The sequence below is a fragment of the Pseudomonas sp. RW10S2 genome, assembly GCF_014268985.1.
Taxonomy (GTDB): domain Bacteria; phylum Pseudomonadota; class Gammaproteobacteria; order Pseudomonadales; family Pseudomonadaceae; genus Aquipseudomonas; species Aquipseudomonas wayambapalatensis.
In genome coordinates this window covers 1-24919 of sequence record NZ_JABWRO010000023.1, presented here as the reverse complement: position 1 = coordinate 24919, position 24919 = coordinate 1, and the positions used below count along the sequence as shown (strand labels likewise).

Sequence of the window (24919 nt, the reverse complement as noted above, 5' to 3'; positions counted from 1 at the left end):
GTCATGCGCTGACTTCCCGGTCTCATCTTTCCCGCCGCCCGGCCGATACAGCATTCGCCGGGCCCAGTCGCCGCAGGCCTTTTTCCACTTCTTCTCAATACAGGTCGTGTTGATGCTGCAGTATGGGCAAAAAAGCTTTCTGATCGTCGACGACTTCACCGACTTTCGCACCTCGACGCGCTCCATGCTGCGCGAGTTGGGTGTGCGCGACGTGGATACCGCCGACAGCGGCGAGCAGGCCCTGCGCATGTGCGCGCAGAAGCGCTATGACTTCATCCTCCAGGACTTCCACCTGGGCGATGGCAAGAAGAATGGCCAGCAGGTGCTCGAGGACCTGCTGCTGGACAAGCTCATCAGCCATGAATGCGTGTTCATCATGGTCACGGCCGAAAGCAGCCAGTCGATTGTCCTCAGCGCCATCGAGCATGAACCGGATGCCTATCTGACCAAGCCGTTCAACCGTCTGGGCCTGGCGCAGCGCCTGGAAAAGCTGGTGCAGCGCAAGACCTTGCTCAAGCCGATTCTCCAGGCGCTGGACCGTGGGCGCCCGGCCGAGGTGCTGGCGGCCTGCGCCGAGCTGTGCAAGCAGGATCCGCGTTTCGCGCCGTTGTGCCTGCGCTACCGGGCCGATGCACTGCGCGACCTCAATCGCTTCGACGACCTGGAAAAGTTTCTCACCAACATTCTGGCCAGCCGCCCGCAGCCTTGGGTGTATGCGGCGCTGGGCAGCCTGATGCACAAGCGTGGCCAGTACGAACAGGCCCAGGGCGTCTATGAGCAGGCGCTCAAGGCCTTCCCGATCATGCCAGGGCTTTACGACGGGCTGGCTGAAGTGCTGGTGGCCAAGGGCGACAACAAGCGCGCCCAGCACATGCTCGAGGAAGCCGTGCGCCTGTCACCGCTGGCGGTACGGCGCCAGGCGGCGCTGGGCAAGCTGGCCCTGGACAACGAAGACTACGAAGGCGCATCCAAGGCCTACCGGCACGCCGTGAGCCAGGGGCAGAGCTCGCGCTACAAGAGCGCCGAGAGCAACCTGGGCCTGGTCCAGGCGCTGATGAACAAGAACGCCGGCAATGGCCTCGATGCGCGTACGCGGGTCGAGATCAATACCGTGCTCAGCGAAGTTGCCAAGGAACACACCGAAGACCAGGGCCTGCAAGTTCGCGCCCGCCTGATGAAGGCTGCCAGCCTGCAGCAGGCCGGCGATGCGGAAACTGCGGCCAAGCTCACCGAGCAGGCCATGCAGCGTCTGGAAAAGATGGATCAGTTCTTCTCGGTCGATGCCGCGCTGACCGTGGCCAAGCAGCTCAAGGACCTGGGGCAGGAGTCGGCCGGGACTTCGATTCTCAAGGGGTGCGTGGAAACCTACGGGGATGACCCGAAAGTCATGCAGAGCGTGGCCAAGGTCACCGACGATCCGACGGTGCTCGGAGCCGTCACCGAGGCTGTCGACCTCAACCGCCAAGGGGTGCGCAGCTATCAGGGCGGCCAGTTGAACGAGGCCCTGGAGATGTTTCGCAAGGCCCTGTCGCTGCAACCGAAGAACATCAGCATTGCCCTCAATACCGCCCAGGCGCTGCTGCGTATCGGCGGTGAGAGCCCGTCGGAGCCGATCATGCTCGAATGCCGCAACTGCCTGAACAGCGTGGCTGGCATCCCCGCCAGCGACAGCCGTTTCGACCGCTACCGCAAGTTGCACGTGCGGGTGTTCGGCGCATGAGCCGGGATGAGCAGGGGCTGGATTTCTCGACGGTGATCGCCTCCACCGTGCACGACATGAAGAACTCGCTCTCGGCGCTGATCCAGGCCCACGATCAGTGGCTGGCGCGTTTGCCCGAACAGGCCCGCAGTGGCAGCGAACAAGGGGTGATGGAGCATGAGTTCCGCCACCTCAACGGGATGCTGGTGCAATTGCTGGGGTTGTACAAGCTGGGCATCAACCAGTTGCCGATCTGCCCCGACTACCACGAGCTCGAGGATTTCGTCGAAGCCCAGTTGGCGGCGCAGCAGGAAGTCATCCGCCACCGCGACGTGCTGGCGACCTGGCGCATCGACACCGAAAGCCCGCTGGGCTTCTTCGACCGCGAACTGGTCGCCTCGGTGGTCGCCAACGTACTGACCAACGCCATCCGCTATGCCGGGCATACGTTGCTGATCAGTGTCGAGGAGGAGGGCGAGCAGTTGGTGATCAGCGTCAACGATGATGGTCCCGGTTATCCACAGCGCATGCTCGAGCGACAGCAGGACTACGTGCAGGGCATCGACCAGCAGAGCGGCAGCACCGGCCTTGGCCTGTACTTCGCCGCCAGGATCGCCGCCCTGCACGAGCGCAACGGCGTACGCGGGCGGATCGAAATCGCCAACGGTGGTGCGCTGGGTGGCGGGTTGTTCAGGTTGTATTTGCCTTGACTCTGGCTGTTTGAGTGTCACTTCCCACTGCGTTGTGGGATAGCTCCTGACCTCGGTTTCATGACTTCAGAAGCAGCGCTTCAGATGACAATGTAGACACGTTGTTTCTACAAGTTACTTGCAATCATCTGGAGGGTTTCTACTATGTATCTACCTTTGGAGATACTTATGGAAGTCAAGATTCAACAATGGGGCAACAGTGCTGCCATTCGCCTGCCATCGACCATTCTCAAGCAGATGCGCCTGAGCGTGGGCTCCGTCCTCTGCCTGGATACCGCCACCGGGTCGCTGGTTTTCAAGCCCGTGCGATCAAAACCCAAGTACAAGCTTGAGGAGCTGATGGCCCAGTGCGATCTCGATGCACCTGAGCCGGATGAGCTCGCGGCGTGGAACGCCATTCGTCCTGTCGGTCGTGAGGTATGAGGCGGGCGGGATTCGCCAGGGGCGATATTGTGCGAGTCGATCTTGAGCCTGTTGTCGGTCGCGAGCAGCAAGGTGCGATGCGCCCGGTGCTTGTACTGACGCCGGCTGCCTACAATACCGCGGGCCTGGCCGTGGTCGTCCCGATTACTCAAGGTGGGGATTTCACCCGGCATGCCGGGTTTGCAGTCACGCTCAGCGGGGCAGGTACGCGAACCCAGGGCGTGGTGTTGTGCAACCAGTTGCGTACGCTGGATCTCGAGGCGTGTGGTGCCCGGCGTATCGAGTCTGTTCCCGACGTCGTCATCGATGATGCGCTGGCGCGCGTACAAACCTTATTCGAATGAGCGTGAAGTCGCTTGGAGCTGGACTCCCATGACCCATATCCCTGTATCGCTGATCCGCGAAACCATCCCCGTAGGCCCCCTGCAATGCAACTGCACGCTGATCGGCGACCCGGTCAGCAAGAAGGCCATCGTCGTCGACCCCGGTGGCGACGAGCAGAAGATTCTCGCACGCCTGCAACAGCATGGCCTGACGCTGGTGAGCATCATCCATACCCACGCCCATTTCGATCATTTCCTGGCCTCCGGCAGGCTCAAGGAACTGACCGGTGCGACCCTGCACCTGCACAAGGACGACCAGCCGCTGTGGGACAACCTGGAGATGCAGTGCCAGATGTTCGGTGTGCCCTACACGCCCGTTCCTTCCCCCGACCGCTGGCTCGCCGATGACGAGGCGCTGGCCTGCGGCTGTGGCGTGGCGCTGCACACACCCGGGCATACGCCGGGCTCGATGAGTTTCTGGTTTGCCGAACACAAGCTGCTGATTGCCGGCGACACTCTGTTCCGGCGTGGCGTGGGGCGCACCGATTTGTGGGGGGGCGATCAACGGGCTATCGTTCGTTCCATCAAGGAGCGGCTGTACCGCCTGGATGAAGAGGCGATCGTGGTGACCGGCCATGGTCCGGACACTCGCCTCGGCGAAGAGATGCGTGAAAACCCGTTCGTGCGGGCGTGAAGTTTCATGGAATTTTTCCGCGTCGCTGCAATCCAAGGCTGGCACTGATCCGTATACGATCCGCTGCACTTTCGAATTTCACCAGGAGCTTGTCCATGTTCACCATGCGTCGTCTGATTATCGTCGCTACCGCTGCTGCCCTGATGACCGGCTGTGCCGGCCAGAACCCCTACGACAACCAGGGCCAGGCGCAGGGCGGCTCCACAGGGATGAGCAAGACTGCCAAGTACGGTGGCCTGGGTGCACTGGCCGGTGCCATCGCCGGTGCGGCCATCGATCACAACAACCGTGGCAAGGGTGCGCTGATCGGCGCTGCTGCGGTAGGCGCCGCTGCCGCCGGTTATGGCTACTATGCCGACAAGCAGGAAGCCGAACTGCGCGCGCAGATGGCCAACACCGGTGTCGAAGTGCAGCGCCAGGGCGACCAGATCAAGCTGATCATGCCAGGTAACATCACCTTCGCTACCGATTCGGCGAACATCGCCCCAAGCTTCTACTCGCCGCTGAACAACCTCGCCAGCTCGTTCAAGCAGTTCAACCAGAACACCATCGAAGTGGTCGGCTTCACCGACAGCACCGGCAGCCGCCAGCACAACATGGACCTGTCGCAGCGTCGCGCGCAGGCCGTCAGCACCTACCTGACCTCGCAGGGCGTCGATGCGTCACGGGTGTCGGTTCGTGGCATGGGCCCGGACCAGCCGATCGCCAGCAACGCCGATGCCAATGGCCGGGCGCAGAACCGTCGCGTCGAGGTTAACCTGAAGCCGATCCCTGGCCAGCAGTATGACCAGCAGGGCACCGTTCAGCAGTATCCCTGACCTGTAACGCAGCCGCTTTGCGGCCCTGTCGCGGGACAAGTCGGTACGCCGGCTTGTCCCGCGATGCGTTTCAGCGCACGTGACTGGCCTGGATCGCCGTCAATGCGATGGTGTGCACGATATCGTCCACCTGCGCACCGCGCGGCAAGTCGTTCACTGGCTTGCGCAGCCCCTGCAGCATCGGCCCCAGGCTTACGCAGTCGGCACTGCGTTGCACTGCCTTGTGCGTGGTGTTGCCGGTGTTCAGGTCCGGGAACACGAACACCGTGGCGCGACCCGCTACCTGGCTGTGCGGTGCCAACTGCCGGGCAATCTCCGGGTTGGCTGCGGCGTCGTACTGCAACGGCCCGTCGATCAGCAGATCATGTTCGGCCTGCTGCGCCAGGCGCGTGGCTTCGCGCACCTTTTCCACTTCCTCGTCGCTGGCCGCCGAGTCGCTCGAATAACTGAGCATCGCCACACGCGGTGCAATCCCGAAAGCCTGCGCCGATTCGGCGCTTTGCCGTGCGATTTCCGCCAGCTCCACGGCGCTGGGGTGCGGGTTCATGATGCAGTCGCCATACACCAGCACCTGCTCGGGGAACAGCATGAAGAACACCGACGACACCAGGCTGCAGTCTGGCGCGGTCTTGATCAGTTGCAGGGCCGGGCGGATGGTGTTGGCGGTGGAGTGCACCAACCCTGAAACCAGGCCGTCGACCTCATCCAGCGCCAGCATCATGGTGCCGATCACCACTGGATCCTCCAGCTGCTGCTCGGCCATCGGGGCGTTGAGGTTGCGGCTCTTGCGCAGCTCGACCATCGGCTCGACGTAGCGTGCGCGAATGAGCTCGGGGTCGAGGATTTCCAGGTCGGCGGGCAGGGTGATGCCCTGGGCGCGGGCCACCGCCTCGACTTCCTCGGGCTTGGCCAGCAATACGCAGCGGGCGATGCCACGCGCCTGGCAGATGGCGGCGGCCTGCACCAGCAACGGTTCGGCGCCCTCGGGCAGGACGATGCGCTTGTTGGCCTGCTGCGCGCGTTGGATCAGTTGATAGCGGAACACCGCTGGCGACAGGCGCATCTCTCGCGGCGTACCGCAACGCTGGTGCAACCAGTGGGCGTCGAGGTGGCTGGCGACGAAGTCGGTGATGAACTCGGCGCGCTCGCGGTCGTCCACCGGGATCTCGCGGTTCAGCGAGTTGAGCTGGTTGGCGGTGTCGTACGAGCCGGTGCTCACCGAAAGGATCGGCAGGCCGGCCTGCAGGGCGCCGCGGCACAGTTCGAGGATGCGCGGGTCAGGCTTGCTGTCGCTGGTCAGCAGCAGCCCGGCCAGCGGAACGCCGTTGATCGCTGCCAGGCTCACGGCGAGGATGATGTCGTCGCGATCCCCGGGCGTCACCACCAGGGTGCCCGGCTTGAGCAGCGGCACGGTGTTGGCCACGGTGCGCGCGCAGATGATGATCTTGTTCATCCGCCGCTGTTCGTAGTCGCCGGCATTGAGCACCTGGGCGCCGAGCAGCTCGGCCACATCGCGGGTGCGCGGGGCGTTGAGGTCGGCCTGGTAAGGGATGCAGCCGAGCAGGCGGAAGTCGTTGCCGCGCAGCAGTGGCGAATGCTCGCGCAGGCGCGTGGCGAAATCGGCCATGCTTTCGTCGGTACGGACCTTGTTGAGAATGACCCCGAGGACTTTCGGGTCGCGTGGGCCACCGAACAGTTGGGCCTGCAGTTCGACCCGCCCGGACAGTTCGCTGAGCACCTCGTTCTCCGGTGCCGAGACCAGGATCACCTCGGCGTCCAGGCTCTTGGCCAGGTGCAGGTTGACCCGCGCCGCATAGCTGGCATGACGGGTCGGCACCATGCCCTCGACCACCACCACGTCGTTGCCGACGCAGGCTTGCTGGTACAGGCGGATGATTTCTTCGAGCAGTTCGTCGAGTTGGCCATCGCCCAGCATGCGCTCGACCTGGGCCAGGCTCAGCGGCGTGGGTGGCTTGATGCCGTGGGTGCGTGCGACCAGCTCGCTGGAGCGCTCAGGGCCGGTATCGCCGGGATGCGGCTGGGCGATCGGCTTGAAGAAACCGACTTTCAGGCCGCCGCGCTCGAGGGCGCGTACCAGGCCGAGGCTGATGGAGGTCAGGCCGACACCAAAGTCGGTCGGCGCGATGAAAAATGTCTGCATGCGTGCTTCTCGGAATAAGCGGTGCAAGGGATCAACGGCCAAGGGTAGCGCTATCGGCCCCCTGCGCGCACCAGCCGCAGGCAAAAGCCTGGCCGATGCGCCGGGTGCGCTCGCGTGCATCGAGCACCCAGGGGCGTGCCTGCCACGGCGGCTGGTGGCGCAGGTGCTGGGTATGGCCGCAGGACAGCTCGACCACCCATTGGCCTTCCTCGTCCTGGTGAAAGCCGATGATCCGACTGATGGGCCGTTCGCCACCCGCCGCGCGTTCGCAATCGGGCGAGGCCTTGGTTACACTTGTGCGCTCTACATTCTTTTGCAAAAGGTCTTGCCCCATGCTGATCGCCGCCAACAAGGCAGTCTCCATCGACTATACCCTGACCAACGACGCCGGGGAGACCATCGACAGCTCCGCCGGTGGCGCGCCACTGGTTTACCTGCACGGTGCCGCCAACATCATCCCGGGTCTGGAGAAAGCCCTGGAAGGCAAGCAGGCCGGCGACGAACTGACCGTTGCCATCGAGCCGGAAGACGCCTACGGCGAGTACCTGGCCGAGCTGGTCAGCACCCTGAACCGCAGCATGTTCGAAGGTGTCGACCAACTGGAAGTCGGCATGCAGTTCCACGCTTCGGCGCCGGACGGCCAGATGCAGATCGTCACCATCCGCGACATCGACGGCGACGACGTGACCGTCGACGGCAACCACCCTCTGGCAGGTCAGCGCCTGAACTTCCAGGTCAAGGTGGTCAACGTGCGTGACGCCAGCGAAGAAGAAATCGCTCACCGTCACATCCACGGTGAAGGTGGCCATCACCACTGATTTCTCAGCTAAGCTCTGAGAGTCGTCAGGCGCTCGAGCAAGCCGACCTACCCTCTGCGGGCGGGTACACGGCTTGATCGCGCGCCTTTTTAGTGGGCGCAATTCGCCCCAGCGGCAACCGGCAACCTGAGAGGGGAATCAAGATGAGTGCATTTCACGATCTGACGCTCAAGGCGCTGAACGGCCAGGACCTGCCCCTGGCACCGTTCAAGGGTAAGGTGCTGCTGGTGGTCAATGTCGCCTCCAAGTGCGGCCTGACGCCTCAGTACGCGTCGCTGGAGAAGCTGCACCAGCAGTTCAAGGGCCAGGGCTTCAGTGTGCTCGGCCTGCCGTGCAATCAGTTCGCCGGCCAGGAGCCAGGGAGCGAAGACGAGATCCAGAAGTTCTGCAGCCTGAACTATGGCGTCAGCTTCCCCTTGAGCGCCAAGCTCGAGGTCAACGGGCCTGAGCGTCATTCGCTGTACCGCCTGCTGGCAGGCGAGGGCGCGGAGTTTCCCGGCGATATCACCTGGAATTTCGAGAAGTTCCTGGTGGGCAAGGACGGCCGCGTCCTGGCGAGGTTTGCGCCCCGCACTGCGCCGGACGATCCGACGGTGGTTCAGGCGGTCGAGAAGGCACTGGCCTGATGCATGCTGGAGCGGCGAACCGCCGCTCAGTTTTGCCACAGGTGCAGGAGCAAGCTGCGCCATATCGTGCTCAATCACCCAAATCAATAATGCTGTGCCCGCCACTCGGCTGGCTCTAAGCTCAGGCGCATTTCCTTACCCTCATCGGGAGCGCCGCATGTCCAGCAACCCACTGTTCCAGCCCTTCACCCTGGGCTCCCTCGAGTTGCCGACCCGCGTGGTCATGGCGCCGATGACCCGTACTTTCTGCCCTGGCGGCGTACCGCACGACGGCGTCATCGAGTACTACCGGCGCCGCGCTGCGGCTGGCGTGGGCCTGGTCATCACCGAGGGCACCACGGTCGATCACAAGGCTGCCAACGGTTATCCGAATGTGCCGCGCTTCCATGGCGAAGACGCCCTGGCTGGCTGGAAGAAGGTGGTCGATGCCGTGCACGCCGAAGGCGGGCGCATCGTTCCGCAGCTGTGGCATGTGGGCAGCGTTCGCCGCCTGGGCACCGAACCGGACGCCAGCGTGCCGGGCTATGGCCCGAGCGGTAAAAGCAAGGATGGCCAGGTGGTGGTTCATGAAATGACCCACGATGACATCCGTGAGGTCATCGCCGCCTTTGCACAAGCGGCCCGCGATGCCAAGGCCATCGGTATGGATGGCGTCGAGATCCACGGCGCGCACGGCTACCTGATCGACCAGTTTTTCTGGGCCACCAGCAACCAGCGCAGTGACGAATACGGCGGCGATCTGGCGCAACGCTCGCGCTTCGCCATCGAACTGGTCCAGGCTGTGCGTGCTGCGGTGGGGCCTGGTTTCCCGATCATCTTCCGGTTCTCCCAATGGAAACAGCAGGACTACAGCGCGCGTCTGGTCGAAACGCCCGAGGCATTGGCAGCCTTCCTTAAGCCGCTGGCCGATGCCGGTGTGGATATCTTCCACTGCTCCACCCGCCGTTTCTGGGAGCCGGAGTTCGACGGCTCGCCACTGAACCTGGCCGGTTGGACCCGCAAGCTCACCGGCAAGCCGAGCATCACCGTTGGCAGCGTCGGTCTGGATGGCGAGTTCCTGCAGTTCATGGTCGACACTGACAAGGTGGCCAAGCCAGCCAGCCTGGAAGGCCTGCTGCAGCGCCTGGGCGATGAGGAGTTCGACCTGGTCGCGGTCGGCCGCGCGCTGCTGGTGGATGCCCAGTGGGCGCAGAAAGTCCGCGAGGGCCGTGAGGACGAGATTCTGCCGTTCAGCCGCGAGGCGCTGTCGAGCCTGACTTGATCGTCAGTGGCGTGGCCGCGCGCTCACCCTGGGCGGCGGTCTGCCGACAGGCGCTGTACAAGTGCCCCTCGAACTCTTCGACGATCGCCTGCCAGCCCTGGCGACTGGCGTGCTGGCGGGCATTGAGACGCACCCTGCGCAGGGTCTCGGCGTCCTCGAGCAGCCAGCATGCGGCGTCGATGAATGCTGGCTGATCCCCCGGCATGGCCAGCGCGCCGCTGTGTCCGTGGCGAATATGCTGGGCTGCGGCGGCCTCGTCGTACGCCACTACCGCAAGGCCCGAGGCCAGTGCTTCGAGCACCACGTTGCCGAAGGTTTCGGTGAGGCTGGGGAACAGGAACAGGTCGCCGCTGGCGTAATGTTCGGCCAGTGTTTCGCCGCGTTGCACGCCACAAAACACCGCATCGGGGAACTGCTGCTGCATCTGCGCCCGCAGTGGCCCGTCGCCGACCACGATCAGGCGCAGGCATCGCTGTGGATAACTCTTTTGCAGCCCCTGCATGCAAGGCAGCAGCAGTGCGAGGTTCTTCTCCGCCGCCAGGCGGCCGACGTGCAGCACCGCGACGTCATCCGGGCCAAGGCCCCACTGCTCACGCAGCGCCTGGCTGCGCCGTGCCGGGTTGAACAGTTGCGCATCGACGCCACGCGCCATCAGTGCCAGGCGTTCGAAACCACGGCGCTCCAGTTCCAGGCGCTGGCTGGCGCTGGGGACCAGGGTGGTCGCGGTGCGGCGGTGGAACCAGCGCAGGTAGTGGGTGAGCAGGCGTGCCAGCAGACCCAGGCCGTACTGGCCGGAATACTGCGGGAAATTGGTGTGAAAACCACTGACCACGGCAATCCCCAGGCGCCGTGCGGCGCGCAGGGCGCTGAGCCCGAGCGGGCCTTCGGTGGCGATGTACAGCACATCCGGGCGCAACCGACGCCAGCGTCGCCACAGCTTGTGCATCGACACCTCGCCCCATTGCAACCCCGGGTATCCCGGCAGTGGCCAGCCACGGCACAGCAGTAGCGCGTCGTCGGCGTTGCCCGGCGCATCACCGGCTTGGCGCGGGCGCACCACTTCCACTTGGTGGCCGCGCAGGCGCAGGCCTTCGCTGAGGCGACCAAGGGTATTGGCCACACCGTTGATCTCGGGCGGGAAGGTTTCGCTGACCAGGGTGATGCGTAGGGGCGGTGTATTCATATCAAAAAGTTTCCCCCTGCTGGGTTGCCGTTATGTGACATCCAGATGATCCCCCGGTGACGCCTGTTCTCCAGGTTTTTCCGGCCCCTGGAATATTTCCTTGCCGGGCACTCAAGAACCTCCTGCCCGCAGCCGATGAAGATGCATTCGATGGATGGATTGCGCTCCGGGAGAGCGGTGATGTTCAACAGCAAACTGAAAAAAGAAATCCAGCAACTGCGCGAGGAGCTGCAATCCATCGAGCAGGTGAAGAACAGCCTCGACAGCGAGATGCTGGTCTTGCAGCTCGACCCTCAGGGACGGATCGAAGTCGCCAACGGCAACTTCGAAAAAGAGATGCTCTACAGCAGCGATCGTCTGATCGGCCGCAACATCGAAGAGATCGTCCCGGAGCACGTGAAGAAGCTGGATTTCTACCAGCGCATGAAGGCCGCAATCACCCGCGGCGAGCACCTCAACGGCGCGTTCCGCCTGCTGCGTGGCAATGGCGAAGAAGCCTGGCTGCGCTCGATCCTGCAACCGGTCAAAGGTGTCGACGGGCGGATCAAGTACTTCACCCTGCATTCGAGCGACCTGACCCGCACCATCGAGACTTCGCGCGAGCATGAAAGCCTGATCAAGGCACTGATGCGCTCAACCGCGGTGATCGAGTTCAACCTCGACGGCCAGGTGCTGACCGCCAACGACCGTTTCCTGCAGACCATGGGCTACAGCCTGGAGCAGGTGCGCGGCAAGCATCACCGCATGTTCTGCGAACCCGAGGAAGTCAGCTCGGCGGGTTACCAGCAGTTCTGGGACAAGTTGCGCCGGGGCGAATACGTGGCCGAGCGTTTCAAGCGCATCGACGCCCATGGTCGAGTCGTCTGGCTGGAGGCTTCGTACAACCCGATCATCGATGCCCATGACGTGCTCTACAAAGTGGTGAAGTTCGCCACTGTGATCACCGACCAGGTCAACCAGGAAATCGCCGTGGCCCAGGCCGCCGATATCGCCTACAGCACCTCGCAGGACACCGACGCCAGCGCCCGCAAGGCCACCGGCGTGGTCACCCAGACGGTCGAGGTGATGCGTGGCCTGGAAAGCTCGATGCAGGAGGCGGCCGAGGGCATCCAGGCGCTGGACAAGCAGTCCAAGGTGATCGGCTCGATCATCAAGACCATCAGCGACATTGCCGGGCAGACCAACCTGCTGGCGCTCAATGCCGCCATCGAAGCCGCCCGTGCCGGTGAGCAGGGCAGGGGCTTCGCAGTGGTTGCCGACGAAGTGCGCCAGCTTGCCTCGCGTACCAGCAGCGCCACCGAGGAGATCGCCCGGGTGGTGCAACAGAACGAGCAACTGGCCCAGGCGGCGGTGGACATCATCGACACCAGCAAGCGCCAGGCCGAGCAGGGCCTGACGCTGGCCGGGGAAACCGGCAGCGTGATCGTCGAGATCCAGGACGGGGCGAGGAAGGTGGTCAATGCGGTGGGGCAGTTCTCCAGCCAGTTGAGTCACTGACTGCCGGGCGGTGCCCGCTGCTGAAGGCGGTAGGCGAAACTAAAGACCAGCCCAATCCCTCTGTAGAGCGGGCTGGTCCCGCGAACACGGGCGTAGCCCGTGCCATCCAACGGGGGTGTGAGTTTCGGCACAAGAGCCCGGACGCCTCAGTTGCGCTCCCGCACCCAGAACAACGTCGCCCCCGCCACCGCCGCCGGCATCATCAGCACGTTCACCCCCGGAATCATCAACGCCAGGTAGGTGATGCCACCAAACCCCATCGACTGCCAGCGCTTGCTGCGCAACCAGGCGAGCATGTCCTGCCAGCTCATCTTGTTGTTGTCCGCCGGGTAGTCGATGTACTGGATGGCCATCATCCAGATGCCGAACACCAGCCACAGCGGCGCGGCCACCACGTTCACCACCGGGATGAACGACAGGATGAACAGGCCGATGGCGCGCGGCAGGAAGTAGCCGAGCTTGCGCATCTCGCGGCTGAAGGTGCGCGGCACCATCGCCGCCAGTTCACCCCAGCTGAACGCCGGGAAGGTGTCTTCACCGCGTACCACCACCTCGACCTTCTCCGCGAGAAAACCGTTGAACGGCGCAGCGATGATGTTGGCGAACAGGGTGAAGGTGAAGAACACCATCAGCACCACCAGGGCGACGAACAGTGGCCACAGGATGTAGGTGAGGAAACTCAGCCAGCTGGGCAGGGTCGGCATCAGTGCATCGACCCACAGGCTGAACTGGTGGCCGGCAAAATAGATCAGGCCGCCGAACAGCAGCAGGTTGACCGCCAGCGGCAACAGCACGAACAACCGCAGGTTCGGGCTCAGGACCAGTTTCAGGCCCTCGCGCAGGTACTGGGGGCCGGACAGGACGGGGGCTTGCATCGGGATGCTCCACAGAAGGAAAACGGGCTGACATTACCGAGTTTGAGACGCCGACGAAAGGCGCGACACCGGCTGTAACAAAGCATAGGGACAATCGCAGATCGGATTCGTCCCTGGATAGAGCCTGTCTATAAGGTGGATTGTCGAAGGATATTTCCTTAATCTTTGCCACCTCGCTACAGTGCGCTCAATTTCTGAACGCCGTGAAACGCCGCGAGCCCTCAGTGGGAGGTGGCACCCAGGTTTTCGGACCTGTGCGTTGTAGCCTTCCCCAAGTGCTGCGCAGGTCCTTTTTCATTTCCAGCCGGCGTCGCCGGCACACTGGTGTCGGCCTCATGTGGCCGGCTCGACAGGAGCACGACATGTCCGAAGTTCGTCATTCCCGGGTCATCATTCTCGGTTCCGGCCCTGCCGGTTACAGCGCTGCGGTCTACGCTGCCCGTGCCAACCTCAAGCCGCTGCTGATCACCGGCATGCAGGCTGGCGGCCAGCTGACCACCACTACCGAAGTCGACAACTGGCCGGGCGATCCCCATGGCCTGACCGGCCCGGCACTGATGCAGCGCATGCAGGAACACGCCGAGCGCTTCGAGACCGAGATCGTCTTCGACCACATCAATGCCGTCGACCTGGCCAGCAAGCCGTTCACCCTGACCGGCGACAGCGGCACCTACACCTGCGATGCGCTGATCGTCGCTACTGGTGCCAGCGCCCGTTACCTGGGCCTGCCGTCGGAAGAAGCGTTCATGGGCAAGGGCGTGTCGGCCTGCGCCACCTGCGACGGTTTCTTCTACCGCAACAAGCCGGTTGCCGTGGTCGGTGGTGGCAACACCGCCGTGGAAGAGGCGCTGTACCTGGCCAACATCGCCAGCAAGGTGACCCTGGTGCACCGTCGCGATACCTTCCGCGCCGAGAAGATCCTGATCGACAAGCTCAATGCCCGTGTCGCCGAAGGCAAGATCGAGCTCAAGCTCAACGCCACCCTGGACGAAGTGCTGGGTGACAACATGGGTGTGACCGGTGCGCGCCTGAAGAACAACGATGGCAGCAGCGACGAAATCAAGGTCGACGGCGTGTTCATCGCCATCGGTCACACCCCGAACACCTCGCTGTTCGAAGGCCAACTGACCTTGAAAGACGGCTACCTGGTGGTCAACGGCGGCCGTGAAGGCAATGCCACTGCCACCAACGTCGAGGGTGTGTTCGCTGCCGGCGACGTGGCCGACCACGTCTACCGCCAGGCGATCACCTCGGCCGGTGCCGGCTGCATGGCGGCACTGGACGTGGAGCGCTACCTGGACGGCCTGGCCAACGCCTCGTTCTGAGTCGCTGCCTGATCACGAAAGAACCGGCCCTCTGGCCGGTTCTTTCGTTTCAGCCTGCCACCGCCGCACTGCGAAACACCGTGAGCGACGGCCCGCTCAGCCGCTAAGTCATTGCTGAAAGCGCAAGCATTGGTCGGCTGACGGGCAGCGGAATCAGAGGCTCAGGCGCATCGACAGGTCGACGGCCTTCACATCCTTGGTCATCGCGCCGATGGAGATGTAGTCCACTCCGGTTTCGGCGATGACCCGCAGCGTGGTTTCGTTGACCCCGCCGCTGGCTTCGAGCTTGGCCTTGCCCGCAGTGATGCGCACCGCTTCGCGCATTTCGTCCAGGGTCAGTTCGTCGAGCATGACGATATCGGCACCGGCCGCCAGGGCCTGACGCAGTTCGTCCAGGCTTTCCACTTCGATTTCCACTGGCTTGCCCGGCGCGATGCGGTGCGCGGCGGCGACGGCTTCGGCCACGCCGCCGCTGGCCGCGATGTGGTTCTCTTTGATCAGGAAGGCGTCATACAGGCCGATGCGGTGATTGTGGCAACCCCCGCAGGTGACCGCGTACTTCTGCGCAAGACGCAGGCCCGGCAGGGTCTTGCGGGTATCGAGCAAGCGTACCTGGGTGCCCTCGACCAGGTCGGCGAGAAAGCGTGCGCGGGTGGCCACGCCCGAGAGCATCTGCAGGAAATTCAGTGCCGAGCGCTCGCCGGTCAGCAGCGAACGGGCCGGGCCTTCGAGGTGGAACAGCACCTGGTTGGCAGTGGCGCGTTCGCCATCGGCCACCTGCCAGTGCACCGCCACCCGTGGGTCGAGCTGGCGGAACACGGTATCGACCCAGGCGGTGCCGGCGATCACGCAGTCTTCGCGCGTGATGATGGTGGCCTTGGCCAGCCGCTCGGCCGGAATCAGCTGGGCGGTGATGTCGCCGCTGCCGACGTCTTCCAGCAGCGCGCGGCGCACGTTGGATTCGATTTCGGCGGTGAGATCGGCGAGACGTAGGTTCGGCATGGTCGGCTCCACAAGCTAGATGCCGGCGATTATAGGGCAGGGGGGCGCGGTGTACAGCCGTCGACCCTGCAGTCGGGAAGTGTGCGCCTGGTCGCGTCCTGTAAATGGCGTGTTGGCAGCTTTCATCTTTTTCACTGATAATGGCGCCTTGTATTTGGCGTCATAGCTTTGACGATGTTTCCTCGCCAGTCGACCAATACCCTGCAAGGAGTTCGGGATGCATGAAGAAGGCAAGATGGGGCCCTTGGTGGCCGCCATCGACAGAGGGGTGCGTACGCCCTTGCCTTGCCTTCCCGTCGTGCTCCTGCAAGTGCGTGACAAAGCTGCACTGCACCTGCGCCAGGGGCTGCGTGCCCTGTTCGACAACGCTGACGACACCCTCTTCGAAATGGCCGACAAGGCCTGCGCTGGCGATCAGCAACACCTCTATTTTGAAGCCATGCGCGACTTGCGTCTCAAGCGCAAGAGCATCGAGCGGGCCTTTCTCGACACCTTCCACGACACCTTCAGCCGCATCGGCCAGGCCGACCCGCTGGGCGCGCTGGGCAGTATCGACCTGCCCGTCGGCAAGGCCCAGCGCGAACGAACCCTGGCCGTTGGGGCCATGGTCGAGCGCGTGCTGGCGCGCGACGGCTTTGCCCTCGAGCAACTCGGCCAGCGCCTCGCCGCCCTGCTCGAAATCCCCCTGGATGCGCGCTGCAATCCGCTGGGGCCTGCGTGCCTGTGTGGCTACTTTCTGGACGCCGGACGCAGCCTGGGGGTAGACCTCAAGGTCAAGCTGGTCCTGCTCAAGCTGTTCGAGCGCTATGTGCTGCGCGACGTCGACCTGCTCTATGGCGAGGCCAACCAGCTACTGGCCGCGGCGGGCGTGCTTGGCGAACTTGCCCCCGCCCCGCGCCGGCGAGCCGAGGACCGCAGCCTGGCCGCACGCCGCACCCAGGCCTCGTTGATCGCGGGTGAAGACATTGGTGCGGACAGCGCCGGCCAGGCGTACTTCGCCTCGCTGGAAGGCCTGCTGGCACCGGTACGTGGCAGGCTGGCGCCGCGCTTGCAGAGTGTCTCGACGGCGCAGCCGATCGGTAGCGCCGACCTGCTGCGCCTGCTCACCCACCTTCAGCACTACGTGCCTGGGCCGTTCGAGGCCGACGACTTCGACCTGGGCCAGCAGCTCGAGCAACTGTTGCTGCGGGTCAGCGTTCGCAGTGGCACGCGCCGCCGCCTGGCCACCGCCGACGAGGACATGATCAACCTGGTCGGCCTGCTGTTCGATTACATCGAGCGCGACGATAACCTGCCGCCGCCCCTGCGTGCCCTGCTTGGACGCCTGCACATCCCTCTGCTCAAGGTCGCCCTGCTCGACAAGAGCCTGTTCAGCCGTGCCAGCCATCCGGCGCGCCGCCTGCTCAACGAAATCGCCGCCATGGCCATCGGTTGGGAAGGGGCGGGTGAAGGGCTGCAGGCGCGGGTGGAGCGTATCGTCCTGCGGCTGCTCAGCGATTTCACCGACGATGCTCGGCTGTTCGCCGAGGTGCTCGACGAGTTCCTGCTCTTCAGCACTGAAGAGCGCCGGCGCAACGAGCTGCTGGAGCAGCGCACCCGCGATGCCGAAGAGGGCCGGGCGCGGACGCTGCAGGCACGCCAGCAGGTCCAGCACGCGCTCAACCAACGCCTGCGCGGGCGCGTATTGCCGCGGGTGGTGGTGCAGATGCTGGTGGACTCCTGGAGCCAGGTGCTGCTGCTGGCCTGGCTCAAGCAGGGCGAGGCATCGGCGGCCTGGATCGATGGTCTGGCGACCATGGACGCGCTGCTGGCCAGCATCGCCCCGCACCCGGGGGCGCAAGCGCGCCAGGCCCTGCTCGAACAGGTGCCGGGCCTGCTCAAGGCGTTGCGCGATGGGCTGGCGGGGGTGGCACTGGACTCGGCTGCGCTGCGCGAGTTCTTCCTGCAACTGGAGCGTCTGCACCTGCGCGCCTGTGCCGAGCCTGGCCACTGGCAGGACGAGGCTGACGATGTGCGGGTCGAGTCGGACATCGTCCTGGCCGTCGCCGAGGAGTCGGCAGGTGGCCTGATGCCGGTGCTGGAGGAACACAGCCCGCAACTGCGCCAGGTCCAGCGCCTGCGCCTGGGCACCTGGATCGAGCTCAGCGACGAGGACGAGCCGCTGCGCTGCAAGCTGGTGGCGCGTATCGACAGCAGTGATCGGCTGGTCTTCGCCAACCGCACCGGCATGAAGGTGCGCGAGTGGAACAGCATCGGCCTGGCCCTTGCCCTGCACCGTGGCGAGGCACGGGTGCTGGACGACGGGCTGCTGTTCGAACGCGCCCTGGATGCAGTGCTCGACAGCCTGCGCATCGCCCAGGTACGTTGAGGCGCCAACAATCATTTACATGCAAGCGCGCGGTTGGCGGGGCATACTGAAGCCTCGTATCCGGCGTTTTTCAGGATCTGCCCATGCAATTGGACCGCGCCACTGGCTGGTTCTCCGGTGTCACTCACTGCCCCTCGCCGAACTTCAACGCCCGCCCCGACGGCGAGGCGATTTCCCTGCTGGTGATCCACAACATCAGCCTGCCGCCGGCCTGTTTCGGCACGGGCAAGGTTCAGCAGTTCTTCCAGAACCGGCTTGATCCGGCCGAGCATCCCTACTTCGAAAGCATCCAGCACCTGACTGTGTCGGCGCACCTGTTCGTCGAGCGCGATGGCGCGGTCACCCAGTTCGTGTCGTTGTTCGACCGCGCCTGGCATGCCGGGGTGTCGTGCTTCGACGGGCGCGAGGGATGCAATGACTTTTCCATCGGCATCGAGCTCGAAGGCACCGACGATATGCCCTACACCGATGCCCAGTACACCGCCCTGCAACAACTGACGCGGCAGATCCGCAGCCGCTGGCCTGCGATCGGTCCCGAACGCATCCAGGGTCACGACCATATCGCGCCGGGGCGCAAGACCGATCCCGGGCCGGCCTTCGACTGGCCCCGCTACCGCGCCGCGCTGAACGAGGACAAGGCATGAGTTTCCTGGTGTTGGTACTGGTGTTGTGGGTCGAACAGTTCTCGTCCCTGCGCCATCGCTTGCAACGTGACGGGTTCTTCCTGGGGGAGTTGGTACGTCTGGAGCGCAGCGGCAAGGTGCACCCCTGGTGGAGCCTGGCGATCCTGGTGCTGGCTCCGGCGCTGGTGCTGGCCTTGCTGCTGCACGTGTTGCAGCCGGTGGCCTACGGCCTGCTGGCACTGCCGGTGCACCTGCTGGTGCTGATCTACAGCCTCGGGCGCGGTGATGCCAAGGCGGCGCTCGGCCCGTTCCGCGATGCCTGGCGTCGGGGTGATGAACAGGCGGCGCTGCATGTGGCCGAGCGCGACCTGGGCCTGGCGGCAGACGATCCGCGCGACCTGCTGGCACGGGTGCAGGGCAACCTGGTGTGGCAGGCGTACCAGAGCTTCTTTGCCGTGATTTTCTGGTATTTCCTGCTCGGTCCGGCCGCAGCGCTGGGGTATCGCTTGCTGGCGCTGAGTGCGGCGAACAGCCGTCAACCGGCGCTCAAGGAGCGCGCGGCGCAGCTGCGCCATGCCATGGACTGGCTGCCGGTGCGGGTGCTGGCGCTGAGCTTTGCGCTGGTCGGCAACTTCGTTTCGGTGACCCGGGTGATGCTGCACGAAGTGCTCAACTGGCACATCAGCGCCGGGCAGTTGATCGCCCGTGTCGGGCGGGTGGCCGATGACATTCCCGAGGAAGAAGAGGCGCAGAGTGCGCTGGCGCGCCTGGACAGCCTGTGGGAGCTGCTGCTGCGCAGCGCGGTGCTGTGGTACGCGGTGTTTGCACTGTGGACGGTGCTGCTCTGAGGTGAGCGGCGAGGCTGCTTAACCTTAAGTTACAAACCTTGGATTGATTCTGCGCTATACAGAGTCTCGGCCAGTTATGGCCTTGTGCTACCCCGCAGAACAATAAAAATCCAAGGAGGTGACCCATGAAGCGCCTGCTCCATCCGGCCATCGCGTTGATGAACCGGCTGAGCTTCGGCATGAAGTTCAGCCTGATCAGCGTCCTGTTCTTTCTGCCCATGCTGGTCACCAGCTTCTACCTGGTTCGCGATGCCTATCGCCAGTTCCATGTCACAGGCGTCGAGCTGAACGGCCTTGGCCCCGTGGCTGGCAGCCTTAGCCTGCGGGGCGATCTCGAAAGCCTGGGCAATCTCCTGCAGATCAACGCCGTGCTCGGTCAGTCGGGCCAGGCAGGGGATGTCGAAGCGCGTATCGATGCCCTTGAGGACAAGGTCCAGGCCCAGCTCCAGGCCCTGGCGAGCCAGGATCCGCAACTCGAAGCCAAGCGCGTCGAGCTGGCCGACGCCTTCGCCAGGGCTCGTGCCGAAACCTCCCTGCAAAACAAGACCGCACTGTTCGACAAGCTGCTGGCCCAGGCCCAGGTGCTGGGCAAGCTGGTGGCCAGCCAGACGGGGTTGACCCAGGACAACCAGGCATCGGTACGCCAGTTGAGCGACCTGATCGGTGCCAGCACCGCACAGGTCACCCAGATGCTCGGCGAAGGACGGGCCATCGGCGCCGTTGCCCTGGGCCGCGGTTTCATCGATTCGGCAGGGAGTGCCCGTTTCGAAGACTTGCTGCAACGCCTGGAGCGTCTGTCGGCTGACTACGCCCTGCGAGTGGACGACGCCTTGGCAGCCGATGCCGAGGCCAAGGCCAGCCTCGGTACGCAGGCCCAGCTCAGCCAGGCGACGGTGCGCCGGGCTGCGGCGCTGTTCGAGGAACAGGTCGTGGTGGCCGAAACCCTCGACGCACCCTGGCCTGCGTTCTACGAGCAGGTCAGTGCCCTGATGGGCGAAACCTACCGGCTCAACGACGCAGTGGTCGCCCACCTGCAGCAGCAATTGCAGGCGCGCCTGGACGAGCACCGCTTGCACATGATCGCGTTGGTTGCGGCGCTGGCCAGCGTGTTCCTGTCGATCCTCTATCTCTACAGCGGTTTCTATGTGTCGACCCGGCGCACCCTCGGCAATCTTGGCGCGGCCATGGACAGGGTGGCCGGTGGCGATATGACGGTCAGCTTCGAGGTACGCAGCCAGGATGAGCTGGGCGAGCTGGGCCAGGGCTTCAACGAGACCGTACGACGCATCCGGGGGCTGATCGAGCAGGTCGGGCGTACCGTGGCGACCGTCGAGGAGCAGGCCGGGCAGGTGCTGTCGGTGTCGACACGCAGCAACCAGGCCGTGAGTGGCCAGCGCGAACAGATCGAGCAGGTGGCCACGGCCATGAACCAGATGAGCGCCACCGCCCAGGAGGTGGCCCGCAGCGCGGCGCTGGCCGCCGATGGCGCGCAGCAGGTCAACCGCGAGAGTGCCAACGGGCGTAGCCTGGTGGCGCACCAGCAGGACAGCATTGCTCGCCTGGCCGGCGAGATCGACCAGACGGTGGCTGCGGTCAACCAATTGGTCGGCGACAGCCAGGCCATCGGCCGGGTACTGGAAGTGATCCGCAGTATTGCCGAGCAGACCAACCTGCTGGCCCTGAACGCGGCCATCGAGGCGGCGCGTGCGGGCGAGCAGGGCAGAGGCTTTGCCGTGGTTGCCGATGAAGTACGTACCTTGGCACGCCGCACCCAGGACTCCACCGAGGAAATCGCGCAGATGATCCAGCGCCTGCAGGAGGGGGTTGGTGCTGCGGTGCGCGCCATGGGCAGCAGCCACCAGATGGCGGCGGGGACCGTGGATGAGGCGCGGCAGGTGCAACAGGCACTGGCCAATATCCTGGGCGCGGTGGGTGGCATCGTCGAGCAGAACCAGCAGATCGCCGCGGCCGTCGAGCAGCAGACGGCCGTGGCCCATGACATCGACCAGAACATCGTGGCGATCAACCGCGCGGCGCAGGACACCACCCAGGGTGCCTGCCAGACGGAGGACGCCAGCCGCGCGCTGTCGAGCCAGGTGGTGGAGTTGAAGCGGCTGATCGGGGCCTTCAGGGTCTAGACGACGCCTGTCAGCCCTGCGGCGCCGTGATCTCCACGGGTTTGCGCAGGTCCCTCAGGCTGCGGGTCACGGTGCCGGTGTTGCACTTGGCCGCAGCCTGCTCCGGGGTCATGTCGCGGATGGTGCGGTAGAACAGTTCGCAGGTCTGTTTTTTCTGGGTTACCTGCCATTTGTTCGAGCAGGCCTGCAGCGTCAGCTTGGCGTCAGCCTGCGGGTTGCGGCCCATGCCGGCCTGCCAGCAGGCGGCGCTCAGGTCCTGGCCCATCATCTTCAGGCCCGCAGCGTCCGCCTTGTCCTGATCTCCGCCGGTGTTGTTCTTGTCGGCCGCATACCAGATCGCGCTCGGGTGGTTGGCGCCCAGCACCGGTACCTGGGTGCCGGCTTCTGGGCTGATGCTGACCAGCCCCAGCACATTGACCTTCGGCCCGTACTGCTGCTGGATCCAGCTGCGCACCGGGGCGCCGAAGGCCACCATCGGCAGGGGCTTGGCGTCGTGGCGCAGGGTCATCTCCTTGACCATGCGCGTCTGATAGTCGGCGAAGTAGCTGTAGGTGCCTTCCAGGTCCTTGCCGGCGCTGGCGGGCGCGGCGATCGGGGCGATGTCGACGATGGTCTGGTAGGCCGGGGTCTGGCTGGCCTCGACACCGTTGAAGGTCAGCAGCTGTGCCCAGCGATCGGTGGTGTTGGAACGCAGGTAGTCCTGGGCCTGGGTCAGCGAATAATCCGGCGGGAAGTGCAACAGCTCGATGCTGCGGCGATTTTCCAGGGCCATGCCCAGTGGCAGGAACAGGTACCAGTCGTAGGCCCACTTGCCATCGTTGTTCAGGCGCGTGGCGCCCTGGTAGGCCAGCTCGCCGCTGTCGAGCAGCTTGCGCAACGGCTCGGCATAGCTGGGCGGAACGTCGCTGATATGGGCATGCAGCCTGTCGTTGTCGCGACGCACCTGTACCTGGGCGTTGGCATAGCCGTCGCGGCGTACGCTCTGGGTCAGGTAGTGCTCGACGGTCTGTTCCAGCGTCCAGTCGCGAAAGCAGATCACGTGGCAGTTGTTGGGGAAGGCGAACAGGCGGGTGACCCGTTGCGCATCGCCCAGGTCGACCTGAGCATCCGCCAGTGCCAGGCCGCTGAAGGCGAGGGCGGCCAGGCCCGATACAGCCATCTTTTGCATGCTTAACTCCTTGTCAGTGGCCGCCAGGATCGGCGGGCTGCTCATACTGGATGAAGAGGTGGGGGATGAAAAGCGTCGGAACATGGCTGTTGGCGACGTCGCTTTTGGCGATGACAGGGGTCTGCGCGGATGAGCGTGATGTGCGGATGTTCGCCCATTGGGCGGGCGATCACGAGACCCGCGCGTTTCGCCAGATGCTGGTGGATGCGCGGTTGTACGGGGTGGTGCCGATCCACCAGTTGCTGCGCTCGGCGTCGGACTGGCGTCTGTGCCGCGCCTCGCCGTTCGCCGTGGCGCCCACCGCGCAATGGCCGGCGGTGCGCTCGACCCTGGCCCTGATCCGCACCCTCGATGAGCAGGGCATCCTGCGCCGGTTCGAGGTGGTGTCCGCCTACCGCGACCCCAAGCTCAACGCCTGTGCCGGGGGCGCGGTGGGCAGCGCCCATACCCGCGCCTTCGCTGTCGACCTGTTGCTGCCCGACTGGGCCGATCCCAATCCGCTGTGCGTCTTCTGGCAGCAGCACGGACAGGCCTGGAACATGGGGCTGGGGCGCTACCCTTCAGGCCGTATCCATCTCGATACCGCGGGCTACCGCACCTGGGGTGGCGACGGCAGCGCAGGTTCGTCGTTCTGTGCCAGGCCCAGGTGATCGAGACTGCCCTGGCACTGGCACAAGACCCATTCGGCGAAGCGCTGGCGCTTGCTGTCATCGTCCAGGGGCTGGGGGCTGAGCAGATGATAGGCCGAGCCGTCGCGCATAAATCCGTAGGGCGCCTGCAACTGGCCGCTGTGTAGTTCATCGCCAACCATCAGGGCCGAGGCGATGGCCATGCCCAGCCCGGCACTGGCGGCCTGGATTGACAGATAGAAATGCTCGTAGTCGCTGCGTTCCGTATGGGTGACGCTGTTGCCGCTCAGGCTCAGCCAGGTGTTCCAGGCTGTGGTGCGGGTGTGGCTGTGCAGCAGACGCTGGCCATCGAGCGTTGTGGGCGCGCCCGCGCGGACGACCGGGCCGATCCATTCCGCGCAGATCTTCATGCTGTGCAGTTGGCGATCCCAGCGGAAGTCGTCACGGCGTAATGCCAGGTCGATACCTCCGCGGGTGAAGTCGACCGGGCCGCCCGCGGCCACCAGGTGCAATTGCAGGTCCGGGTGGCGGGCATGGAAGTCCGGCAGGCGCGGGATCAGCCAGCGCATGGCGAGGGTGGGCTCGCACGACAGCACCAGGACGTTGTCCTGGGCGTGTTCCTGAAGGCGCTGCACCGTGCTGGCGAGCTGTTCGAAGATCGTTTGCGTAGTGTCGAACAGGGTGCGACCGGCGGCGGTGAGAAAGACTGCGCGGTTGCGGCGTTCGAACAGTTCGATCCCCAGGCCCTCTTCAAGCAGGCGGACCTGGCGGCTGACTGCGCCATGGGTGACGTGCAGTTGCTCGGCGGCGCGCACGAAGCTTTCGCTGCGAGCGGCACTGTCGAAGTAGCGCAGGGCGGTGAGGTGGGGGAGTTTCATGGGGGAGTCCGCTGTCTGTTCCGGGCTGCCGCTGGAGTGGCTGGCGTGAACAAGCCATGTCCGTCAAAGAATAGGTGATGAAAACTAGCAGATAAAGCCGCGATAAAATCGATTTTTACTCGTGCCAGCGCCTTCGATAATCGTCCCTCCTGTGTACTGACGTCACCTATCGAGGCCTCCTGCATGACCGAACTGATCGCCGTTGCCCTGTTCACCCTCCTGGCTGTCATCAGCCCCGGCGCCGACTTCGCCATGGTCACTCGCAGCAGTTATGCACAAGGGCGTCGGGCCGGATTGGCGGCAGCGCTGGGGATCGCCCTGGGGGTTCAGGTGCATGTGTTGTACACACTGTTCGGCATCGCGGTGCTCATCAGCCGCAGCCCGACGCTGTTCGTGCTGATGAAAACCCTGGGGGCGGGGTATCTGGTCTACCTGGGGTACAAGTCGCTGACCAATACTCAGCGCATCCGGCTCGACAGCCAGAAGCCGGCGAATGCGGGGGGCACATTCGCGGCCCTGCGCACGGGCTTTCTCACCAACGCACTGAACCCCAAGACCATGCTGTTCGTGATCAGCGCCTACACGCAGGTGGTAAAGCCGGGCAGCGAACTGGCGATAAACCTGGGTTATGGTGCCTTCATGTCGTTGGCCCATTGGGCGTGGTTCAGCCTGGTGGCGGTGTTTTTCTCCAGCACCGGGCTGCGCAAGGCGATGATCGAACGACAGATCGTGGTGGATCGGGTGATCGGCGTGGCATTGATTGGCCTGGGGGTGGCCGTCGCCATGGCGGGAATACGCTGAAGGGGATTCTCGAGGACAAAGAAAAAGGGCTTACCTTGCGGTAAGCCCTTT

At 64.5% G+C, this 24919-nt stretch carries 24 protein-coding genes; 17 read left to right on the top strand and 7 right to left on the bottom strand.

The features are described 5' to 3' along the window. The first annotated feature begins 112 nt into the window (after positions 1-112). The 6 genes from HU729_RS07585 (at position 113) to HU729_RS07560 (ending at position 4667) form a co-directional block, all read left to right on the top strand. On the top strand, positions 113-1720 hold the full coding sequence (locus HU729_RS07585; RefSeq protein ID WP_186709429.1) for a tetratricopeptide repeat-containing response regulator: 1608 nt from the start codon (positions 113-115) through the stop codon (positions 1718-1720). Continuing rightward, on the top strand, positions 1717-2409 hold the full coding sequence (locus tag HU729_RS07580) for a HAMP domain-containing sensor histidine kinase (RefSeq protein WP_186709427.1): 693 nt from the start codon (positions 1717-1719) through the stop codon (positions 2407-2409). Before HU729_RS07585 ends, HU729_RS07580 begins: the two co-directional genes overlap by 4 nt. A 168-nt stretch (positions 2410-2577) precedes the next feature. Beyond that, on the top strand, positions 2578-2832 hold the full coding sequence (locus HU729_RS07575) for an AbrB/MazE/SpoVT family DNA-binding domain-containing protein (protein WP_186709426.1): 255 nt from the start codon (positions 2578-2580) through the stop codon (positions 2830-2832). Continuing rightward, entirely contained in the window at positions 2829-3176 is a 348-nt protein-coding gene (locus tag HU729_RS07570) for a type II toxin-antitoxin system ChpB family toxin (protein ID WP_186709425.1), read from the top strand. The genes HU729_RS07575 and HU729_RS07570 overlap by 4 nt, the downstream gene beginning before the upstream one ends. A 28-nt stretch (positions 3177-3204) precedes the next feature. Next, positions 3205-3849, top strand: coding sequence for an MBL fold metallo-hydrolase (locus HU729_RS07565; RefSeq protein WP_186709424.1), 645 nt, complete (start codon positions 3205-3207; stop codon positions 3847-3849). Between the two features lie 95 nt (positions 3850-3944). Further along, a complete protein-coding gene (locus HU729_RS07560; protein WP_065863405.1) occupies positions 3945-4667 on the top strand; it encodes an OmpA family protein in 723 nt (240 codons plus the stop codon). Between the two features lie 70 nt (positions 4668-4737). Here the strand turns inward: HU729_RS07560 and pta are convergent, their stop codons facing one another. Both pta and HU729_RS07550 read right to left on the bottom strand, forming a co-directional pair. Then, entirely contained in the window at positions 4738-6828 is a 2091-nt protein-coding gene (gene pta, locus HU729_RS07555) for a phosphate acetyltransferase (protein WP_186667609.1), read from the bottom strand. Positions 6829-6859: 31 nt separating this feature from the next. Beyond that, entirely contained in the window at positions 6860-7162 is a 303-nt protein-coding gene (locus tag HU729_RS07550) for a DUF3565 domain-containing protein (RefSeq protein WP_186709423.1), read from the bottom strand. Here HU729_RS07550 and HU729_RS07545 point away from each other — a divergent pair. The 3 genes from HU729_RS07545 (at position 7161) to HU729_RS07535 (ending at position 9533) form a co-directional block, all read left to right on the top strand. Further along, complete coding sequence (locus tag HU729_RS07545; protein WP_054925639.1) at positions 7161-7646, top strand: peptidylprolyl isomerase; 486 nt, start codon at positions 7161-7163, stop codon at positions 7644-7646. The two genes, HU729_RS07550 and HU729_RS07545, sit on opposite strands and share 2 nt — an antisense overlap. 143 nt (positions 7647-7789) lie before the next feature. After that, positions 7790-8272 carry a glutathione peroxidase gene (locus HU729_RS07540; protein ID WP_186667611.1) on the top strand — a complete coding sequence of 161 codons (483 nt, stop codon included), beginning with the start codon at positions 7790-7792 and terminating at the stop codon, positions 8270-8272. Positions 8273-8429: 157 nt separating this feature from the next. Then, entirely contained in the window at positions 8430-9533 is a 1104-nt protein-coding gene (locus HU729_RS07535) for an NADH:flavin oxidoreductase (RefSeq protein ID WP_186667612.1), read from the top strand. Here the strand turns inward: HU729_RS07535 and HU729_RS07530 are convergent. Further along, positions 9502-10716 (bottom strand): glycosyltransferase family 1 protein, encoded by a 1215-nt coding sequence (locus HU729_RS07530; RefSeq protein ID WP_186709422.1) that lies wholly within the window; start codon positions 10714-10716, stop codon positions 9502-9504. The genes HU729_RS07535 and HU729_RS07530 overlap by 32 nt on opposite strands. Before the next feature lie 180 nt (positions 10717-10896). Here HU729_RS07530 and HU729_RS25955 point away from each other — a divergent pair, with 180 nt between their 5' ends. Beyond that, entirely contained in the window at positions 10897-12213 is a 1317-nt protein-coding gene (locus tag HU729_RS25955; RefSeq protein ID WP_186709421.1) for a PAS domain-containing methyl-accepting chemotaxis protein, read from the top strand. Between the two features lie 146 nt (positions 12214-12359). Here the strand turns inward: HU729_RS25955 and cysZ are convergent, their stop codons facing one another. Next, positions 12360-13088, bottom strand: coding sequence for a sulfate transporter CysZ (gene cysZ / locus HU729_RS07520; RefSeq protein ID WP_186667615.1), 729 nt, complete (start codon positions 13086-13088; stop codon positions 12360-12362). A 362-nt stretch (positions 13089-13450) separates the two neighbouring features. Between cysZ and trxB the strand changes: the two genes are divergently transcribed. Next, a complete protein-coding gene (gene trxB / locus HU729_RS07515; RefSeq protein WP_065863398.1) occupies positions 13451-14413 on the top strand; it encodes a thioredoxin-disulfide reductase in 963 nt (320 codons plus the stop codon). A gap of 153 nt (positions 14414-14566) precedes the next feature. Here the strand turns inward: trxB and nadC are convergent, their stop codons facing one another. Beyond that, complete coding sequence (gene nadC / locus HU729_RS07510; protein ID WP_186667616.1) at positions 14567-15415, bottom strand: carboxylating nicotinate-nucleotide diphosphorylase; 849 nt, start codon at positions 15413-15415, stop codon at positions 14567-14569. 217 nt (positions 15416-15632) lie between these two features. On the opposite strand from nadC, the gene HU729_RS07505 reads away from it, so the two are divergent. The 4 genes from HU729_RS07505 to HU729_RS07490 all read left to right on the top strand — a co-directional run bounded on the left by HU729_RS07505 (position 15633) and on the right by HU729_RS07490 (position 21392). Beyond that, positions 15633-17783 (top strand): DUF1631 domain-containing protein, encoded by a 2151-nt coding sequence (locus HU729_RS07505; protein WP_186709420.1) that lies wholly within the window; start codon positions 15633-15635, stop codon positions 17781-17783. 83 nt (positions 17784-17866) lie between these two features. Further along, positions 17867-18427 carry a 1,6-anhydro-N-acetylmuramyl-L-alanine amidase AmpD gene (gene ampD / locus HU729_RS07500; protein ID WP_186709418.1) on the top strand — a complete coding sequence of 187 codons (561 nt, stop codon included), beginning with the start codon at positions 17867-17869 and terminating at the stop codon, positions 18425-18427. After that, positions 18424-19254: a regulatory signaling modulator protein AmpE gene (ampE, locus tag HU729_RS07495; RefSeq protein WP_186709417.1), complete on the top strand. Its 831-nt coding sequence runs from the start codon at positions 18424-18426 to the stop codon at positions 19252-19254. The genes ampD and ampE overlap by 4 nt, the downstream gene beginning before the upstream one ends. Before the next feature lie 125 nt (positions 19255-19379). Continuing rightward, positions 19380-21392 (top strand): methyl-accepting chemotaxis protein, encoded by a 2013-nt coding sequence (locus HU729_RS07490; RefSeq protein ID WP_186667620.1) that lies wholly within the window; start codon positions 19380-19382, stop codon positions 21390-21392. A gap of 10 nt (positions 21393-21402) precedes the next feature. Here HU729_RS07490 and HU729_RS07485 read toward each other — a convergent pair whose 3' ends face one another. Then, positions 21403-22560, bottom strand: a complete 1158-nt coding sequence (locus HU729_RS07485) for a hypothetical protein (RefSeq protein WP_186709415.1) — start codon at positions 22558-22560, stop codon at positions 21403-21405. 65 nt (positions 22561-22625) lie between these two features. On the opposite strand from HU729_RS07485, the gene HU729_RS07480 reads away from it, so the two are divergent. After that, positions 22626-23210 (top strand): D-Ala-D-Ala carboxypeptidase family metallohydrolase, encoded by a 585-nt coding sequence (locus HU729_RS07480; RefSeq protein ID WP_186709413.1) that lies wholly within the window; start codon positions 22626-22628, stop codon positions 23208-23210. On the opposite strand, the gene HU729_RS07475 is transcribed toward HU729_RS07480, so the two are convergent. After that, a complete protein-coding gene (locus HU729_RS07475) occupies positions 23150-24067 on the bottom strand; it encodes a LysR substrate-binding domain-containing protein (RefSeq protein ID WP_186709411.1) in 918 nt (305 codons plus the stop codon). The genes HU729_RS07480 and HU729_RS07475 overlap by 61 nt on opposite strands. A gap of 183 nt (positions 24068-24250) precedes the next feature. On the opposite strand from HU729_RS07475, the gene HU729_RS07470 reads away from it, so the two are divergent. Continuing rightward, positions 24251-24868 (top strand): LysE family translocator, encoded by a 618-nt coding sequence (locus HU729_RS07470; RefSeq protein ID WP_186709409.1) that lies wholly within the window; start codon positions 24251-24253, stop codon positions 24866-24868. Positions 24869-24919 lie beyond the last annotated feature (51 nt).